At 65.4% G+C, this 18370-nt stretch carries 19 protein-coding genes; 6 read left to right on the forward strand and 13 right to left on the reverse strand.

Annotated features, from left to right (window positions below; translation table 11 throughout):
• Positions 1–50: 50 nt before the first annotated feature.
• From RT456_RS18755 to grxD, 5 genes are all read right to left on the reverse strand, one after another.
• Entirely contained in the window at positions 51–467 is a 417-nt protein-coding gene (locus RT456_RS18755) for a hypothetical protein (RefSeq protein WP_313348865.1), read from the reverse strand.
• Positions 468–505: 38 nt separating this feature from the next.
• Positions 506–1255: a Fic family protein gene (locus RT456_RS18760; protein WP_313348867.1), complete on the reverse strand. Its 750-nt coding sequence runs from the start codon at positions 1253–1255 to the stop codon at positions 506–508.
• A gap of 143 nt (positions 1256–1398) precedes the next feature.
• Positions 1399–4680: a TonB-dependent receptor gene (locus RT456_RS18765; RefSeq protein WP_313348869.1), complete on the reverse strand. Its 3282-nt coding sequence runs from the start codon at positions 4678–4680 to the stop codon at positions 1399–1401.
• Between the two features lie 376 nt (positions 4681–5056).
• Positions 5057–5800 carry an SDR family NAD(P)-dependent oxidoreductase gene (locus RT456_RS18770; protein ID WP_313348870.1) on the reverse strand — a complete coding sequence of 248 codons (744 nt, stop codon included), beginning with the start codon at positions 5798–5800 and terminating at the stop codon, positions 5057–5059.
• Positions 5797–6117 carry a Grx4 family monothiol glutaredoxin gene (grxD, locus tag RT456_RS18775; protein WP_313348872.1) on the reverse strand — a complete coding sequence of 107 codons (321 nt, stop codon included), beginning with the start codon at positions 6115–6117 and terminating at the stop codon, positions 5797–5799. Before grxD ends, RT456_RS18770 begins: the two co-directional genes overlap by 4 nt.
• Before the next feature lie 119 nt (positions 6118–6236).
• Here grxD and RT456_RS18780 point away from each other — a divergent pair, with 119 nt between their 5' ends.
• A complete protein-coding gene (locus tag RT456_RS18780; RefSeq protein WP_313348874.1) occupies positions 6237–6815 on the forward strand; it encodes a Fe-Mn family superoxide dismutase in 579 nt (192 codons plus the stop codon).
• A 51-nt stretch (positions 6816–6866) separates the two neighbouring features.
• Here RT456_RS18780 and RT456_RS18785 read toward each other — a convergent pair whose 3' ends face one another.
• Positions 6867–8015: a 5-(carboxyamino)imidazole ribonucleotide synthase gene (locus tag RT456_RS18785; protein ID WP_313348877.1), complete on the reverse strand. Its 1149-nt coding sequence runs from the start codon at positions 8013–8015 to the stop codon at positions 6867–6869.
• Positions 8012–8515 carry a 5-(carboxyamino)imidazole ribonucleotide mutase gene (gene purE, locus RT456_RS18790; protein ID WP_313348880.1) on the reverse strand — a complete coding sequence of 168 codons (504 nt, stop codon included), beginning with the start codon at positions 8513–8515 and terminating at the stop codon, positions 8012–8014. The genes RT456_RS18785 and purE overlap by 4 nt, the downstream gene beginning before the upstream one ends.
• A 59-nt stretch (positions 8516–8574) precedes the next feature.
• Here purE and RT456_RS18795 point away from each other — a divergent pair, with 59 nt between their 5' ends.
• From RT456_RS18795 to RT456_RS18810, 4 genes are all read left to right on the forward strand, one after another.
• The gene (locus RT456_RS18795; RefSeq protein ID WP_313348883.1) at positions 8575–8844 is read left to right on the forward strand and encodes a Trm112 family protein; all 270 of its coding nucleotides are present in this window, start codon (positions 8575–8577) and stop codon (positions 8842–8844) included.
• Positions 8841–9695, forward strand: coding sequence for a carboxylating nicotinate-nucleotide diphosphorylase (gene nadC, locus RT456_RS18800; protein WP_313348886.1), 855 nt, complete (start codon positions 8841–8843; stop codon positions 9693–9695). The genes RT456_RS18795 and nadC overlap by 4 nt, the downstream gene beginning before the upstream one ends.
• Positions 9696–9864: 169 nt before the next feature.
• The gene (locus RT456_RS18805) at positions 9865–10974 is read left to right on the forward strand and encodes a DUF2272 domain-containing protein (RefSeq protein WP_313348889.1); all 1110 of its coding nucleotides are present in this window, start codon (positions 9865–9867) and stop codon (positions 10972–10974) included.
• Positions 10975–11066: 92 nt separating this feature from the next.
• The gene (locus RT456_RS18810) at positions 11067–11423 is read left to right on the forward strand and encodes a DUF3301 domain-containing protein (RefSeq protein WP_313348891.1); all 357 of its coding nucleotides are present in this window, start codon (positions 11067–11069) and stop codon (positions 11421–11423) included.
• Between the two features lie 114 nt (positions 11424–11537).
• Here the strand turns inward: RT456_RS18810 and RT456_RS18815 are convergent, their stop codons facing one another.
• From RT456_RS18815 to RT456_RS18840, 6 genes are all read right to left on the reverse strand, one after another.
• Positions 11538–11978 (reverse strand): ClpXP protease specificity-enhancing factor, encoded by a 441-nt coding sequence (locus tag RT456_RS18815; RefSeq protein ID WP_313348894.1) that lies wholly within the window; start codon positions 11976–11978, stop codon positions 11538–11540.
• Between the two features lie 161 nt (positions 11979–12139).
• Positions 12140–12775 carry a glutathione S-transferase N-terminal domain-containing protein gene (locus RT456_RS18820; RefSeq protein WP_313348897.1) on the reverse strand — a complete coding sequence of 212 codons (636 nt, stop codon included), beginning with the start codon at positions 12773–12775 and terminating at the stop codon, positions 12140–12142.
• A 158-nt stretch (positions 12776–12933) separates the two neighbouring features.
• Entirely contained in the window at positions 12934–13635 is a 702-nt protein-coding gene (locus tag RT456_RS18825; protein ID WP_313348909.1) for a cytochrome c1, read from the reverse strand.
• Positions 13636–13672: 37 nt separating this feature from the next.
• Positions 13673–14932, reverse strand: coding sequence for a cytochrome bc complex cytochrome b subunit (locus RT456_RS18830; RefSeq protein ID WP_313348900.1), 1260 nt, complete (start codon positions 14930–14932; stop codon positions 13673–13675).
• Between the two features lie 2 nt (positions 14933–14934).
• Positions 14935–15555, reverse strand: a complete 621-nt coding sequence (petA, locus tag RT456_RS18835) for a ubiquinol-cytochrome c reductase iron-sulfur subunit (RefSeq protein ID WP_313348903.1) — start codon at positions 15553–15555, stop codon at positions 14935–14937.
• A gap of 159 nt (positions 15556–15714) precedes the next feature.
• On the reverse strand, positions 15715–16671 hold the full coding sequence (locus RT456_RS18840) for a lytic transglycosylase domain-containing protein (RefSeq protein WP_313348906.1): 957 nt from the start codon (positions 16669–16671) through the stop codon (positions 15715–15717).
• A 428-nt stretch (positions 16672–17099) separates the two neighbouring features.
• Here RT456_RS18840 and miaB point away from each other — a divergent pair.
• The coding region (gene miaB / locus RT456_RS18845) for a tRNA (N6-isopentenyl adenosine(37)-C2)-methylthiotransferase MiaB (RefSeq protein ID WP_313348911.1) at positions 17100–18370 on the forward strand (1271 nt) is incomplete at its 3' end.

The following is an 18370-nucleotide window of genomic DNA, read 5'->3' on the forward strand; positions in this document are numbered from 1 at the left end:
GGAATATCCACGGTCCCCGCAGCCATAACTTATGCGCATTGCCCCCAGGGTCATTTGTAAGCGCAGGTATGGGGAGAGTCTGTCGGATACATCAAAGGCAAACTCTCACCCTGAGGAATAATCTCCCAAACCTCCCCACCCTCTGTAAGCTGGCCAGAGAAACCGAACGTCATAAATCTATAGTTATTAATTAAATCAGCACGATAATATGGAACCCATGTCTGGAGCTCTCGAATGATTGCGGCATATTTCTCATCGTAAGATGCAGTGCATTCGGTCCCGTACACCATCACACCACTAGAAGCATATCCCGGCAGATTATTCTCTCGCTGCGTATCTCCGTCTCCGGGGTAGATGGGCCCCGGGGGACAGCTCCACGAGCCACACGCTTGCGCACTCGCGGCCTCGCTATACGTAGCGGCAGTCATGGCCAGCAGGATGGATGCAATTGCAATGCCGATCTTCATGATATCAATACTCCCTTATGATTGAGAACATCCGTTCACTACATGGTTTCAGCAAACTGGCTATCGAACCAATAGCCCACAGCTCCACGGACTGCTGAGAATTCCAGTTCCATTCGCTGAAAATCACCAACAGCCTGTCGAAAGAATTCTTCCAGTTGGCCGATCGAGCCCTCACTCAGCCACTGGACCGCCGACACAAACTCCCGCTGTCTGAGTTTTGTATATACGGCCAAGAAGCAGATTTGTGCAGAGCCTCGATCCCCCTCAACCGCGAGCATGGTAATCAGCGCGCGCATGACGCGGCCGTTGCCATCTTCAAACGGATGCAGGATGGACATCACATACATTACGAAAGCAACTCTCACCTGGGTTGACTGGCGATGAAACCAAGGCGCGCACTCCTTGAGATGCTTTTCAACGTTGATTCGAGCGCTCACGAACGCCGTCTCGGGTACCTTTTGGCCCACAACTACACTCCCCACCCGGAAGCTGCCGCGCGAAGCAAGGTCTGCCGCCACCACGGCGTGGATGCGCTTCAAAGTTGCCGGCGCAATTCCGGAGAGACGATTACGTTGAGATAGTGCAGCGAGTTGAGCGCCAGCCTTGCAGCCACACATGCGAGAGACGCTGGACTCACATTCCGGACAGTACCTCAGTCGACATGCGGCAATCGAGGCGATCTCACGCCGGAACGCGCCACTATGGTCCAGCGGCGACTCATTAAATGCGTCAAACCTACCATCCAGAGAGGCAACCACATCAATGGATATTCCATATCTGGATTTCATTTAGGTCTCCTTCGCCACCACGCTTTTTAGCACAGACCGGCAAAGGATGAACCCACTTTAATTGACTTTTTTGGACCAGGTCACACAAAGAAAAACGGCCGGGTTTCCCCGGCCGTTTTCAGTCATGCATCAAGCTCGATGGATCAGAACTTGTACTTCAGGGTCAGCTGCATCGACCAGCGCGACACGCCCGTGTTGCCCTTGTCGTTGTTGTTTTCCTGGATCGACGGGGTGTCGGTGGAACCGGTGAAGTTGTAGATGTACTTGCCGGTTGCCGGGTCGATACCTGCGTAGCTGGCCACGCGGGCGGTCGAGTTGAAGCCGTAATCGTTGATGCGGCCCCACTTCTTGTTGATCAGGTTGCCGACATTCATGATGTCCAGCGCCAGTTCACCCTTGTGCTCCTTCATGAAGCCCGGGAACTCCTGCGAAATACGCATGTCGAAGGTGTTCACGAAGCCGGTGCGGAAGGCGTTGGCCGGGGCGATCTGGCCCTGGTACGCAGCCAGTTCCGGGTTGTTCTTCAGCCAGGCGAAGAACGACTGCTCCATTGCAGCGCCGCCGGTCCACTTGACGTCGCCCGGGCCGTTCGGCACATAGAACAGGTCGTTGAAGTAGCCCGCACCCGAGGTGGAGGCGGCATCGCCGTTCATGTCGTTGTAGTAGATGTAGCTGAACGGACGACCCGAACGGCCTTCGTAGAACAGGCCAACGCTGGTGTTGTAGTCGCCGAAGAACGCCTTCTTCCAGTTCAGCGAGGCGGTGACGCGGTCCTTGATCGCGTAGCGCGAGTCATACGCCACGTTCTCGTTGGCGGTCCCGATCAGGGTGCTGCCCCAGTTGGAGGTGTTCTGCGAGCTGGTCAGCGGGCTGACTTCGGACGCGGCGGTGTAGGTGTAGGCCAGCGACCAGCCCCAGTTTTCCATCAGCGGCTTGTTCAGGCCGGCGGTGAACTGGCGGCTGCTGCCCTTGTCCGTGTTGCGGATCAGCATCACGTCGCCCATGTTGCCAGGGCGATTCGTCTTGCCCTGGGCATTCTGGCTCGACGGTGCACCGTTGACGTTCGGCGAGCCGTTACGCACGGAGCAGTTGGCCCGGTTCGACGCCGGCCCGACGCAGGGAATGTAACCCGCGGCATTCCAGTACAGCTCACGACCGTCCTGGCCGATGCGGGTGTAGCTGTTGCCATTGGCGTCGGCCAGATCAAGACGCTCGATGTACAGGCCGTCGTTGACCTTGGTGTACAGGAACTCAGCCGAAGCGACGATGCCGTACCACGGCAGCTCGGTGTCGAAGGCCAGGTTCGTCTTCCACACCGACGGCAGCTTCAGGCCCGGCTCGACGATGTCCACGTTGTCACGCGCGGTGACGGTGCCACCCGGGACGTACGGAGGCTGCGCCGGAGTGAAGATCGCACCCGGGTTGTTGAGGGTGAACTCCTGGTAGTTGAAACCGGTGTTCTGGTAGGCACCGGCCAGCCACACGTTCGGGGCCGCGCCGCCGAACAGGCCCACGCCGCCACGCAACTGGGTCGGACGCTCGGTATCGAAGGTGTAGTTGAAGCCGAAGCGCGGCTGCACCAGCTTGTCGTCCGGCATCACGGTGTTGTCATACCCGTAGGTCGACATGATGCGCGGGTTGTACAGCTTCTGGTCGCTGAAGTCCGGCAGGTCGACGCGGACACCGAGCTGCAGGGTCAGGTTGCTGTTCACTGCCCAGCTGTCCTGCACGAACAGACCGGTGTTCTTCAGCTCGTAGCGGGCCGGGACGTCGTCCAGGCTGCCACCGGGCAGCGGGGCACGGACGATATATTGGCTCGGGGTGCCGGCGGCGAACGCATCCAGGTTGGCGAAGGTGTAAACGCCGTTGAGGTTGCGGCCGTAGTAGTTCAGCAGCTCGTTCTTCGAATAGTCGAAGCCGAACTTCACGGTGTGGTCGCCGACGTACCAGGTACCGGCACCAAAGGCGCTCAGTTCCTTGGACTCGATGATATTGACGTGGGTGTTCTGCTCGGTGCCGAAGTACAGCGAGTCATTGCCGCCGGTGCCGAAACCACGCACCTGGATCTGCGGCAGGTTCGAGTACGGGGTGCGGACGGCCGAGTATTCCTTGTGCGCCAGCTTGAACTCGGTCGAGAAATTCTCGGACCAGTCGCTGAACACTTCACCCATCACCGACTCATAGGTCTTGGGCAGGTCGTACCAGAACGTGCTCAGCGAGTTGGCGCTACTGGTGACCTGCGGGAAGCGGGCCACGGTCTGTTCCATCTTGTTGTAGCGGACAGCAGCACGGTGGTTGTCGCTGATGTTCCAGTCGATCTTGATTGCGTACTCTTCGATTTCAGTGTCGTTCGACGGGGCGCTCAGCGAGCCGGCGTCGAAGCCATAACCGGTGGCGATCTGCTGCGCACGGGCGATGTCGGCATCAGAGATGGTGCCCTTGCCGTACGGGGTGTCGCTCAGGCTGGTACCCGGCGCCGCACGCTCCATCTTTTCGTAGTTGGCGAAGAAGAACAGCTTGTCCTTGATGATCGGGCCACCCAGGGTCATGCCGTAGGTCTTTTCGTCGTCAAAGCCGTTGAAGCGGACGCCGTCCAGCTCCTTGCGCACCATGTCCTTGTCGCGGTACGCGTAGTACACGGTGCCGCCGAAGTTGTTGGTACCCGACTTGGTCACCGCGTTGATCACCGCACCCGTACCACCGGAAATGGTGGTGTCGTAGTTGGCGATGTCGATGTTGATTTCCTGGATCGCATCCATCGATACCGGCTGACGCTCGGTCGGCAGGTTGTTGGATTCCAGGCCAAACGGGTCAGCGGCGCTGATGCCGTCGATGCGGATGGCGTTGTAGCGGGAGTTCTGACCACCCGCCGAGATCGCGCCGTCCGCCTTGCTGACCTGCGAGATGCGCGGGTCGAGGCGGATGTAGTCCTGGATGTTGCGGTTGACCGACGGCAGCGACTCGATGGACTCGCGCGTGACATTGGTACCGGTGCCCATCTTGTAGGCGCTGAACACGTCCGAACCACCGGCCACAGCCACGACCTGCACGGCATCGAGATTGGTGGCGGCGACGTCGCCGGCCAGGTTGGCATTGATGGTGTTGACCTGATTCAGGTTCAGGTAGACACCTTCTTCGGTCTTGGTGCCTTCACCGGCCTTGTTGATGGTGATCGTGTACGGACCACCTACGCGCAGACCGCGTGCGGCGTAACGGCCGGACGCATCGGTGGTGGCACGGCTGATCGTGCCCGACTCGGTGTGCGTGATGGTGACTTCGGCACCAGCCACAGGCGCACCTGCGGAAGACGTGACCTGGCCGCCGACACCGGCAGAGGTGCTCTGGGCGAAGGCGGGAGCGGCTGCAAGAGCGGCCACGAGACCAAGGGTGAGCTTGGACATCCGAAGATAGCGCGGGTGGGTCATTGGGAAGTAGCCTCGATGCGAGTTGGCGATGGCGGAAAAAAAACGCGCCCAAGCAGCCATTCAGGCGGCTGTCTGGACTTTTATCTGGGTTCCCTTGCCGCAGGCTGGTTTCAGCCGCAACGGTTAACACTAGATTAACACGATAAGCCCGCTATATGACCGTTTGGAGACAAAACACACGCCATCACAACGCGATCGTGACAAGAACTTCACATTTGGCTGAATGGAGGTGTCGGGCGGATTGGCGGGCCGTTCAGGTGCCGAGGCGTCCGGAGCGCCGGACCCCCGGTCGTCGGACATGGACACGCAGCCGGGCATGGCCCGGCGCTACGGCCAGGGTGCGTCGAAAGGATGGGGCTGCTGCGTTGCGCGCGTATTACGCCAGGTCGAGGATCTGGCCGCGATGGGCTGCGCCCTCAGGCGACAGCAGCTGTACGGCCGCCGCCGCACACAGGACCGGATCGCGGGCGGTGCCATCCTCGTCAAGCGAGAAGGCCCGGGCCCGCAGGGCGGTGCGCATCGGGCCGGGGTGCAGACCACTGACCCGCACCGGGGTGCGGGCGAGCTCGTCATGCAGCGCGCTGATCAGTCCGCGCAGGCCGTGCTGGGCCGCGCCGTAGCCGCCCCAGTAGGCCTTCCCTACCTTGGCCGGATCGTCCACCGTGAACACCAGCGCGGCATCGTCGCGCTGGCGCAGCAGTGGCAGGCATGCCTGCGCCAGCCACGCCGGGGCGGTCAGGTTGACGTGCACGGCGCGGGCGAACGCGGCCGGATCGGCCAGTTCAAACGGGGTCAGGCCGGCGAAATCGGCGGCGCAGTACAGCACGCCGTCCAGCCGGCCCAGTTCGGACTGCAGGCGCTCGGCCAGGGTGGCGTAGTCGTCCGGGGTGGCGCCTTCCAGGTCCAGCGGGTACAGCAGCGGCTCCGGCCCGGCGGCTTCCACGGCCGTATACACGCGGTCCAGTCGGCGCGGTTTCCGCCCGAGCAGGACCACCGTGGCACCGGCGGCCGCGCACGCGATGGCCGCGGCGCTGCCGAAGCCGCCCCCGGCGCCTGCAATAAGAATGACGCGATCGGCCAGCGATCCGGTCCCGACCACGACGGACGGGACCGCACTCATGGCTGGGAGGCCTCTTCCACGATCCGCTTGAGTTCGCCGGACTCGAACAGCTCCAGCACGATGTCGCAGCCGCCGATCAGTTCGCCGTGGATGAACAGCTGCGGGAAGGTCGGCAGATTGGAGAAGCGCGGCAGGTTGGCGCGGATCTCCGGTTCTTCCAGCACGTTGACGGTGCGCAGCGCGACGGCACCGGCGGCCATCAGGGCCTGCACGGCGCGGCTGGAGAAACCACACATGGGGTACTGCGGGGTGCCCTTCATGAACAACACGAGGGGGTAACGTTCCACTTCGGTCTGGATCTGCTGCATCACCGGCACCACGACTCTCCCTGCAATGGGAACAACCCGGCCCCGCCGGTCGGATAGACTTCCCTACACGGCCATTGTAATCCTACTGGCCCTGCCTCCGGCGCCCCGTCTCCAGCCCGCAGCGACCCATGCCCCTCGAATTGCCCCGCCTGCCCTACGACCGCACTGCCCTGCAGCCCCATCTCTCGGCGCCCGCGCTGGACCTGCACCTGGCCCGGCACCGCGCCTGCGTGGAGGCGGTAAACGCCCGCACCGAGGGCACCGACCTGGCCGACTTGGCGCTGGACGAGATCGTGCGGCAAAGCCAGGGCAGCCTGTTCGACATGGCCGCGCAGGCCTGGAACCACGGCTTCTATTGGCAGTGCCTGCATCCGCGCGGTGGCGGCGACCCGGCGGGCCCGCTGGGCGAACTGGCCGGCCGCCATTTCGGCGATGGCAAGCGGCTGCGCGAGGAATTCGACCGGGTGGCGCTGGCGGTGTTCGGTTCCGGCTGGGTGTGGCTGGTGCAGCACGCCAACGGCGCGCTGGCGATCCAGTCCACGCGCAACGCCGGTACGCCGCTGACCGGGCAAAGCACCCCGCTGCTGGGCTGCAACGTGTGGGAACACGCGTATTACACCGACTACCAGAACGCACGCGGGCGCTACCTGGAGGCGTTCTGGAAGATCGTCAACTGGGACTTCGTGGCGGCGCAATTGCGCGATTGAAGCGCGTACCGACCAACGGCCGGTACCTACCGTTGGTCGTGACACCCCCGATCAACCGCGTAGCGTGGTCACCGCGGGCGCAACCTGCCCCGCTCGGTCCAACTGCCCGCCCACCGCCTCCAACGCCGTGGCCAGCGTGGCCGCATCGTCATCGCGCAGGGTGGCGTGACCGACCTTGCGGCCGTCGCGCGGCTGTTTGCCGTAGTCGTGCCAGTGGCCACTGGCCTGCGCAAGCACGCCGCTGGCATCGGGCATCGCGCCGATCCAGTTGAGCATGCAGGCATGGCCGAGCATGCGCGTGTCACCCAGCGGCAGGCCGAGCACCGCACGCAGGTGGTTCTCGAACTGCGAGGTTTCGCTGCCTTCGATGGTCCAGTGGCCGGAGTTGTGCACGCGCGGCGCCATCTCGTTGGCCAGCAGCACGTCGCCGCGGCAGAACAGCTCCAGCGCGAATACGCCCACATAGTCCAGGCGCTCGGCGAGAGTGCGGGCGTAACCGATCGCTGCGGCGTACTGCGCATCGGGCAACCGCGCCGGTGCCAGGCTGGCCGAGAGCACGCCGTCCACATGCCAGTTGCCGGTGACCGGCCAGGCACGGAACTCGCCCTCCTGCCCGCGCACGGCGACCACGCTGACTTCGCGATCGAAGGCGACGAATCCCTCCAGGATCAGGCCAGTGCGTTCAACCTGCTCACCCAGCGCGGCCCACGCGGCGTCGATGTCGGCCTCGCTGCGCAGGCGGAACTGCCCCTTGCCGTCGTAGCCGAAGCGGCGGGTCTTGAGAATGCACGGCAGACCGAACTCGGCCACCTTGGCAGCAAGGTCATCGCGGCTGCCGATGTCGGCGAACGGCGGCAACGGAATGCCCAGCGCCTGGAACAGGGTCTTCTCGCTCAGCCGGTCCTGCGCCACGGCCAGCGCATCCGGATTGGGATACACCGGGACCCGCTCGGCCAGGAACTGCGCGCTGCGCGCCGGTACGTTCTCGAAATCGAAGGTCACCACGTCCACGCGCGCGGCGAACGCCGCCAGCGCCGCCTCGTCCTCGAACGCGGCCACCTGCAGCGGCGCAAGCTGCCCACCGCAGGCGTCAGCCGCCGGGTCGAACAGCTCGAAGCGCAGCCCCATCGGGGCACCGGCCAGTACCATCATGCGGGCGAGCTGGCCGCCGCCCAGAATGCCAACGGTACGCACACTCATTGACGCGGGTCGTCGTGGGCCATGACGTCTTCGGTCTGGCGGGCGCGGAAGGCGTCCAGCGCCTGGCCGATGGCGGGCTGTTCCGGACCCAGCATGGCGGCGGCGAACAACGCGGCATTGGAGGCACCGGCATTGCCGATGGCGAAGGTGGCCACCGGGATGCCGGCCGGCATCTGCACGATCGACAGCAGCGAGTCCATGCCGTTGAGGGCCTTGGACTGCACCGGCACGCCGAGCACCGGCACGGCGGTCTTGGCGGCGATCATGCCGGGCAGGTGCGCGGCGCCGCCCGCACCGGCGATGATGGCGCGCAGGCCACGCGGGCCCGCCTGTTCGGCGTAGGTGAACAGCACGTCGGGCGTGCGATGCGCCGACACCACTTTCACTTCGTAGGGAACACCGAGCGCGTCGAGCTTCTGCGCCGCGTGCTGCATGGTCTCCCAGTCGGAGCGGGAACCCATGACGATGCCGACAAGCGGCGCGGATTGGTTGAGGGTCATTGGCCGTCACCTGCCTTAAAGACGTATTCTAGCCGCCTTCCACGCAAGACGAAGAATTCATGGATCGCAAGCTGATCGACCTGCTGTGCTCGCCCGACACCCGCCAGCCCCTGTCCCTGCTCGATGCCCGGGGCCTGGATGCGCTCAACCGCGCCATCGGCGCCGGTGCCGTGGTCAAGGCCGACGGCAGCGCCCAGGCCCAGACCCTGCGCGAGGCGCTGCTGACCCGCGACCGCAAGCAGGTGTTCCGCGTCGACGACGGCATTCCGGTGCTGCTGGCCGAGGAGGCCATCGCCACCGCACAGATCGCCGATTTCCCGGAAAAATGAGCGCTGCCCCGCTGACGGCCCCGGCGGCCAGCCAGGTCCAGGCCGACGTGGCCCGCGCCCTGGCCGAGGACATCGGCAGCGGCGACGTGACCGCCGCCCTGCTCCCGGACCGGCCTGACCGTGCCTACCTGCTGTGCAAGCAGGACGCGGTGATCGCCGGCCGGCCATGGTTCGACGCCACGCACCAGGCGCTGGATCCGGAGGTGCGCATCGACTGGCGCGTGGCAGAAGGCGACGCCGTCAGCGCCGGCACGGTGCTGGCGATCCTGCACGGCCGCAACCGCAGCCTGGTCAGCGCCGAGCGCACCTCGCTCAATTTCCTGCAGACCCTGTCGGGCACGGCCACCACCACGGCGCGCCATGTCGCCGCCGTGGCCGGCACCGGCACCCGCATCCTGGACACCCGCAAGACCCTGCCGGGCCTGCGCGTGGCGCAGAAGTACGCCGTGCGGTGCGGCGGCGGCGACAACCACCGCCAGGGCCTGTTCGACACGGTGATGCTCAAGGAGAACCACATCCGCGCCGCCGGCTCACTGACCGCAGCGGTGCATGCCGCCCGCGCGCAGTGGCCGCAGTTGCCGCTGGTGGTGGAAGTGGAAGACCTGGTCCAGTTGCGCGAAGCACTGGCGGTGGGCTGCGATCGCATCCTGATCGACGACTTCGATCCGGCGATGCGCCGCGAGGCGGTCACCATCGCCGCCGGACGCATTCCGCTGGAAGTGTCCGGCAGCGTCGACCTGGCCGGCCTGCGCGCCATTGCCGAGGACGGGGTGGACTGCATCTCCATCGGCGGCCTGACCAAGCATGTGCAGGCGATCGATCTGTCCCTGAAGCTCGGCGACCCGCCCTGAGCGACGCTCGTCGGCTCCGTATCGACCAACGGGCGATACCTGCCGGGCGGTAGCGCACGACCGTTGGTCGTGCGGCTTCCCTGGTCGTGCGGCGCCCCAAGGCGGCGATTTCACGGTGCCCCCCGACCCGCTCTGCGAGGCTTTGCTTGCCCCCCTCCGGACACCGCGCATGCGCCCCCTGCTCCTGCTCGCCTGCCTTTCACCCCTGGCCACCCTGCTGTTGCCGGCCACCGCAGCCGCCGCCGAAGTCTGCGACATCCCGCCGCGCTACGGCCTCAGCCCGCTGGCGGTGAGCATCGTACGCACCGCCTGCAACGAGCATCGGCTGTGGTACCGCCCCTTCATCGACGGTGAAGGACGCGCCGCCAACCTCGGCGTCAGCGAGGCCGAACGCGAGTACCTGGCCGACAACGGCATGGTCGCGTGGCAACGCGTCGTGGGTTACTGGCGCGACAGCGGCACCCTCGGGCCCATGGGCAGCCAGCCCGGTGCGTCCAGCTGCATGGAGCCCTTTCGTACGCGCTACACCGACAGTGACTGCCGGGCGTTCCTGATCGACAACCCGTGGTCGGCCGCCTTCATCTCCTGGGTGATGACCCGTGCCGGCGTACCCGGCTTTACCCGTTCGCCGCGCCACATCGACTACATCCGCGCGGCGTACCAGAACACCGGCCCATACCGGATGAGCGACCCGGCCCAGGAAAAGCCCGCCCCGGGCGACCTGCTCTGCTACCTGCGCGACCGCAGCGAAACGCTGAGCTACGCCGGGCTGGTGCAGCAGCTCAGCGGCGGCAAAGTGGCCAACTGGAAGTCGCACTGCGAAGTGGTGATCGCGGCCAACATGGGCGGTGACCACACGCTGTACCTGATCGGCGGCAACGTCATGAACACGGTGGCGATGCGCAAGCTGTCGCTGGACCGGAATGGCCGCATCCAACTGCCGCCGGCCCGCTCCAGCGATCCCTTCGACGTGGGCTGTACGCCCGGACGCGAAGACGAGTGCAACTTCAACCGCCAGGACTGGGCGGCGTTGTTGAAGCTGGTGGCGACCACGCCGTTTGTGCCCATGTCCGATTCCACACCGCCTCCCGCATCGGGAACCGTACCGCCACCGCCACCGGCGCCCGCACAGCCGGGCGTGCCGGCCACCCGCCCCCTGCAGCAACCGACCTTCCCGCGCGTTGTCCCACCAAGGCCACCGCAGCCGCAGTCGCCTCCGTCGCAACAGCCGCAGCAACAACCTCCGCCCCAGCAGCAGGACGTACCGCCGCGCACGTGATTGCTGTCACGAGCAACGTGCCCCCCGCTTGATCCGCAGCCGGTTCGTCGCCATGTTGGGGGTTCCTGACCACGATGCCGCGCGAGCCGCCGATGCCCAGTTTGATTCTGATCATGATTGCCGGCGCGTTCGTCTACGCCTTCTGGAATTCGTCGCGCGCCGCGGCCGAACGTGCCATCGAGCTGGGCCGCAACGCCTGCCGCGCCGCCGACGTGCAGTGGTTGGACCAGGCGGTGCATGCCAGCGGCATCCGCGTGTGCCGCAAGGACAACGGCTGGCTGGGCTGGGAACGCACGTACCGGTTCGAGTATTCGCACGACGGCATCGATCGACACACCGGCCGCATGGTGCTGCGTGGCGACCAGTTGATCGCCTTCGTGGGCCCGTCGGCAGCGCGGATCAGCGAGATCCGGCGCGGCGTGGACACCAGCAACGCCGAAGACATCTGAAAGGGGGACGGAGGACGTTAATCGAACACGGCAGGCGATCAACGTCCTCGGTCCCCGTTTCTGGGACGACGATGGGGCGCCACCAATGAAATCGCCGCCCTTGGGCGGCGATGCTTATTTCACGACCCGCAGGTGCGGGCGGCCGCTGGGCTTGGGCGGGGTGTCGTCCGGGGTCGGCGTGTCGTCGGGCGGCAGCGCATCGTCCGGGCTCGGCTCGTGGCCGGGGATATCGTCGGGCAATGCCATGCCCTGCCCGGTTTCGCGCGCGTACACGGCCAGCACGGCCGAGATCGGCACCTGCACCGGGTAGCTGGTGCCCGAGAAACGGGCCGAGAAACTCACGGTCTCGTTGTCGATGTGCAGACGTACCACCGCGCGTTCCGCGATGTTCAGGACGACGCGACCGTCCTTCACCGCGCTCTGCGGCACCTGCACGCCGGGCATGCCGGCGTCGACCAGGATGTGCGGGGTCAGGTCGTTGTCGTTGATCCATTCCACCAGGGCCCGCAACAGGTACGGACGGTGGCTGGTCATGCGGAAAGTGTCTTCAGTCATTATGTGGCGCCGCGTATCGCTAGGCGGCTCTGGATTCTGGTTGCCTGGTGCAAGTGTACGCGCCAGCCCCCGCAGCGGTCAGCAGGGGGCTGTCCCGACGTAAAGCGTGGATGCAGGCAGGCGTGTCCGCGACGACGTCGCAGCGACCCCGCCTGCTTCGTTCACGCCGGCAGGTCGCGCAGCTTCTTTTCCTGGTCGGTGAGGCTGCGGATGAAACCGGGGTGGCGGAAAATGCGGTTGCCGTAGTCTTCGATCGACTTGCCATCCTTGGGCAACGGCACGTCCAACGACTGCAGGCGCCAGACGATCGGGGCCATGGCGCAATCGGCCAGGCTCATTTCCGGGTTGAGGAAGAACTTGCTGGCCTTGAACAGCGGCACCGCGCTGGTCAGCAGTTCCTTCAACCGCTTGCGCCCGACTTCGGCCTGGGTCTTGTTGCCCAGCTGGATGGCCTGCACCTGCGGCACCCAGTCGTGTTCGATGCGCAGCATCGCCAGACGGATGCGCGCGCGCGACAGCGGGTCAACCGGCATCAGCGGCGGATGTGGATAGCGTTCGTCAAGGTATTCGCTGACCACCGACGCCGCGTACAGCACCATCTCGCGCTCCACCAGCGTGGGCACGGAGTGGTACGGGTTGAGGTCGATCAGATCCTCGGGCGGGTTCTGCGGGTCAACCGGGACGAAGTCATAGTTCACGCCCTTGGCCGCCAGCACCAGGCGTACGCGATGGCACAGCACGTCGTCGTTCGAGGAAAACAGCGTCAGGGTGTTCCGCATGCGTACGCTCGCCGCCATCAAAGGCTCTCCAACGACCGATATCCGCCGGCCGCATCGGCGCCGCCGGCCCATTGCCGACAGTCGTCACAGTACCCGAGTGTGCAACTGCCCATCACAAAAGCCAATAGGCCGATCGGCGGTAGACCGCATCGATCGGCAAGGCCCTGCCATCGGACTCAGTGCACGTCCTTCCAGTACTCCTTCTTCAACAGATAGACCAGGAAGGTCAGCAGGGCCAGGAACAGGATCACCCAGACGCCCAGCTTCTGCCGCTTCAGTGCCGCAGGTTCGCCCGCGTATTCCAGGAAATTGGTGATGTCGCGCACCGCCTGGTCGTACTGACCCGGATCGACCGACCCCGGCTGGGCAAGCTTCAGCCCGATCACCGGCGCATCGGCACCCGGGCTTTCCGGCTTGCCGTGCACAGCGTGCTGCAGGCCCTGCATTTCCCACAGCGGGTTGGGCATGGAGGCATTGGGGAACAGCGTGTTGTTCCAGCCCAGCGGTCGACTGGTGTCCAGGTAGAACGACTTCAGGTAGGTGTAAACCCAGTCGCTCCCCCGCACCCGCGAAATCAGGCTCAGGTCCGGCGGCATCTTGCCGAACCATTTTTCGGCCTGTGCCTTGGGCATGGTCACCGGCACCGGCTCGCCGATCGGCACACCGGTGAAATTGAGGTTGTTCATGACCTCTTCTTCGCTCAGCCCCAGGTCCTGCGCCATCCGCGAATAGCGCAGGTACTTGAGCGCGTGGCAGCCCGAGCAGTAGTTCATGTACAACTGCGCACCCCGCTGCAGCGAGGCGCGGTCACCCAGGTCGTTGCCGGCCTGCAGGGTCTTGCCGCCCTCGGCGGCGCCGGCCACCGCGCTGGCCAGCATCAGGGCGGCCGCGCAGGCCAGCCGGACAATCCAGTGGTCAGTCATGCGTGGTCACCCGGTCCGGTACCGGCGTGGTCCTGTCCAGCTTGGTCCATATCGGCATGGTGATGAAGAAGGCAAAGTAGAGGAAGGTCAGCACGCGCCCCACATAGGTTTCGTGCGCGTCGGTGCCGGGACCGGAGCCGATCACGCCGAGCCAGACGAAGCACACCGCGAACACGCCCAGCAGCGCGCGCGACAGCCAGCCGCGATAGCGGTAGGACTTGACCCGTGCGCGATCCAGCCAGGGCACCAGGAACAGGATGGCGATCGCCGAGAACATCACGATCACGCCGCCCAGCTTGTTCGGCACCACGCGCAACATCGCGTAGTACGGGGTGTAGTACCACACCGGCTTGATGTGCTCGGGCGTGACCAGGCGGTTGGCCTCGGTGAAGTTGTCGTGTTCGAGGAACAGGCCCCCGAACGCCGGCGCGAAGAAGATGATGAAGGCGGCAATGACCAGCAGGAAGCCTGCGCCCACGCCGTCCTTGAGCGTGTAGTACGGGTGGAAGGGAATGCCGTCGGTGGGTGCCGTGGGCGACCACCGGTTGCCCTTCGGGCCCTTCTTGATCTCCACGCCATCCGGATTGTTCGACCCCACTTCATGCAGTGCGCCCAGATGCAGCACCACCAGCAGCAACAGCACCAGCGGCAGCGCGATCACGTGCAGGGCGAAGAAGCGGTTGAGGGTGGCGTCGCTGGGCAGGTAGTCGCCCATGATCCATTCGGTCAACCCGGTGCCGATCACCGGAATGGCGCCGAACAGCGAGATGATCACCTTCGCGCCCCAGAACGACATCTGCCCCCAGGGCAGCACGTAGCCCATGAAGGCTTCGGCCATGAGCACCAGGTAGATCAGCATGCCCAGGATCCACACCAGCTCGCGCGGCTTCTGGTAGCTGCCGTACAGCAGCCCACGGAACATGTGCAGGTAGACCACGATGAAGAACAGCGAGGCACCGGTGGAGTGCATGTAGCGGATCAGCCACCCCCACTCCACGTCGCGCATGATGTATTCAACGGAGTTGAATGCCTCGGCCGCGCTGGTCTTGTAATGCATCGTCAGGAAGATGCCGGTCACGATCTGATTGACCAGGATCAGCAGTGCCAGTGAACCGAAGTAGTACCAGAGGTTGAAGTTCTTCGGCGCGTAATACTCGCTCACGTGCTTGCGGTACACCGGCATCAGCCCGGGCGCGCGCGCATTGACCCAGTCGGCGACCCCGTTGGCGGTGCGGGAAAGAATATTGGCCATGATCAAGCCGCCCCCTGCGGATCGACGCCGATGATGATGGTGTTGTCGTCCTGGTAGTGGTGCGGCGGCACCAGCAGGTTGATCGGTGCCGGAACATCCTGGAACACACGACCGGACATGTCGAAGCGCGACTTGTGGCAGGGGCAGAAGTAGCCGCCCTTCCACTGCGGATCGAACGGCTCGGGGCGGATCTCGGCCACCATTTCAGGCGAACAGCCCAGGTGGGTGCACAGCCCGACCAGCACCGAGATGTCGGATTTGATCGAGCGGAATTCGGGGTTCTGTTTGAGCACGTAGGCCGGCTGCTGGTCGGCAACGCTTGACTCCGGATCCTTCAGCCGCCCATCCAGCCCGTTCAGGGCCTCGAGGATGGCCTTGGAGCGTTTGACGATCCAGATCGGCTGTCCACGCCATTCCATGACCAGCCGCTGGCCCTCCTGCAGGGCGCTGATGTCGGCGACCACGGGAGCACCGGCCAGTTTGGCGCGGGCGCTGGGATTCCAGGACTTGATGAACGGGACTGCTGCGAAACCGACGCCGACTGCTCCGACCACTGCTGTCGTTGCCGAAAGAAATCGTCGACGTCCAGTGTTGACTGGATCGTTTACCCCATCGTTGGCCATCCGGCACTCCGATATTGATTTAGGTAGCTTGAGGCTGCCAGCAGACCGGTGGGGGCCAGTCCACAATGAATCCGGATCGACTATAGCGGAACCTGACTCAGCGACACAATGCGGGTACGTCACCAATCTGCGAAGGCGCCTCCAACCGACGGCACCCGCTTACTGCGTTGAGGCGCCGCGGTAGCGCTCGGCCAGCTGGGCCACCCGCTTCACGTAGTACTGGGTTTCGCTGTAGGGCGGCACGCCGCCATGACGGTCCACCGCACCCTCGCCGGCGTTGTAACCCGCCGCGGCCAGGGTGAGGTTGCCGTTGAAGCGCTTGAGCAGCCACGACAGGTACTGCACGCCGCCACGGATGTTCTGCGCGGCGTCGTAGGAGTCGGTGACCCCGAACCGGCGCGCGGTGGGCGGCATCAGCTGCATCAGGCCCTGCGCGCCAGCGCGGCTGAGCGCGGTCGGGTTGTAGGCCGATTCGGCGTGAATGATGGCGCGCACGACGGCTTCTTCAACCCCGAACTCGCGCGCGGCGGCCGAGATCTCGCTCTGGAACGCGGTGGTGTTGAGACGCACCGAGCCGAAGTTCACCCCGGGATTGGCGCCACAGGCATAGCAGCGCTCGATGAAGCTGTAATGGATGGTGCGCACCTGGCCCAGGCTGGCCAGCTGGCCCGGCCGGCTGCTGGTGTAGTGCCGCACCCCGTCCTTCATATAGGAGTAGACCTGCCCGCTGACCACACGCTGGGCCTTGCCGGTCCGCGGCGCCGGCGCGGACGCGGCGGTCAGCACGGTGGCGGCCTGCGCCGGAGCGGGGGTCGGGGCGAGTGCGGTGCGGGTGCCGGCACCGTCGGCGGGTGCCGCGCTGCCGACAGCCACGGCGGCCGGGGCCGGAACGGGCGCCGGAGCGGGCGCCGGAGCGGGCGGCGGGATATAGCGGGAGGGGGCGTTGCGGTCGGGCCGGTAGTTGCTGACCACGCTGCAGCTGGCCCCAGAGACCCGCTTGCTCACGTAACTGGGGATGCCATCGGCACCGACACACTTGTACAGCGTGCCCGCACTGGCCGGCAGTGCGGTCAGCGCAGCCAAGGCCAGCGCAGCGATCCCCAAGATCCCCTTCATGGGCGCGAGTGTCCCTGTTTCGCGGCCCCTTGCCAAGCCTTTGACGCGTTGTTAACCCGCACACCTTGCCCTGCGTCACGGATTTGTGCGACCTGGGGGACAGCCATGCATGGCGCGGCTCTACGGGGCGTGTGAATGCCCCACCCCTCGGGGTAGAGCAACGCCATGCGTGGCTGGGCAGCCGACCACGCTACAATTGCCGGCTATCCGCGGCCCTTTGGGGCCGCCTGCCCGCCCACCCGACTGGAATAAGCGCCATGACCGGGACGCCAGCTTCGACCGTGCCACCTTCGGCCGGCTCCGCCGCGCCTGCCTCCGCCCCTGACAGCTCCCCGCCCCGCGCGGACCTGCTGCCCCTGCCCGGCACCCGCCCGCGGGTGGATGGACCGGTGCGCGGCAAGCTGTACATCAAGACCCACGGTTGCCAGATGAACGAGTACGACTCGACCAAGATGGCCGACGTGCTCGCCGCCGAGGAGGGCCTGGAGCTCACCGACGACCCGGCCGAGGCCGATGTGTTGCTGATGAACACCTGCTCGATCCGCGAGAAGGCGCAGGAGAAGGTGTTCAGCCAGCTGGGCTACTGGAAGGCGCTGAAGAACAACGGTCGTGGTGTGATCATCGGCGTGGGCGGCTGCGTCGCCTCGCAGGAAGGCGAAGCGATCATCAAGCGCGCCCCGCACGTGGACCTGGTGTTCGGCCCGCAGACCCTGCACCGGCTGCCGGAGCTGATCCGCCAGCGGCGCGCATCGGGCAAGTCGCAGGTGGACATCAGCTTCCCGGAGATCGAGAAGTTCGACCGCCTGCCCGAGCCGCGCGCCGAAGGGGGTTCGGCCTTCGTGTCGATCATGGAAGGCTGCTCCAAGTACTGCTCCTTCTGCGTCGTCCCCTACACCCGTGGCACCGAAGTCAGCCGCCCGTTCGAGGACGTGGTGGTGGAAGTGGCCCAGCTGGCCGCGCAGGGCGTGCGCGAGATCAACCTGCTGGGCCAGAACGTCAATGCGTACCGTGGCCCGTATGGCGACGGCGAGCTCGCCGATCTGGGCCTGCTGATCCGCACCATCGCCGAGATCGACGGGGTGGACCGCATCCGCTTCACCACCTCGCATCCGCTGGAGTTCAGCGATTCGCTGGTGGATGCCTACCGCGATGTGCCGCAGCTGGCCAACTTCCTGCACCTGCCGGTCCAGGCCGGCAGTGACCGGGTCCTGTCGGCGATGAAGCGCGGTTACACCGCGCTGGAGTTCAAGGCCAAGATCCGCAAGCTGCGCGCGGTGCGCCCGGACATCTCCATCAGCTCGGACTTCATCGTGGGCTTCCCCGGCGAGACCGAGGCGGACTTCGAGAAGACGATGAAACTGATCGAGGACGTGGGCTTCGACCACAGCTTCTCCTTCATCTATTCGCGCCGTCCCGGCACGCCGGCCGCCGACCTGGAAGACACCATCACCGATGCGGAAAAGCACGCGCGCCTGTCGCGCCTGCAGGCACGCATCAACGAGCAGGCCGCCGCGATCTCGCACGCCATGGTCGGCACCGTGCAGACCGTGCTGGTGGAAGGGCCGTCGCGCCGTGATCCGAACGAACTGACCGGCAAGACCGAAAACATGCGCTCGGTGAATTTTCCGGGGCAGGCGCGCCTGGTCGGGGAGCTGGTGGAGGTGGAGATCACCGAGGCGTACAGCAATTCACTGCGCGG

The sequence above is a fragment of the Stenotrophomonas sp. genome (assembly GCF_032099025.1).
GTDB lineage: Bacteria > Pseudomonadota > Gammaproteobacteria > Xanthomonadales > Xanthomonadaceae > Stenotrophomonas.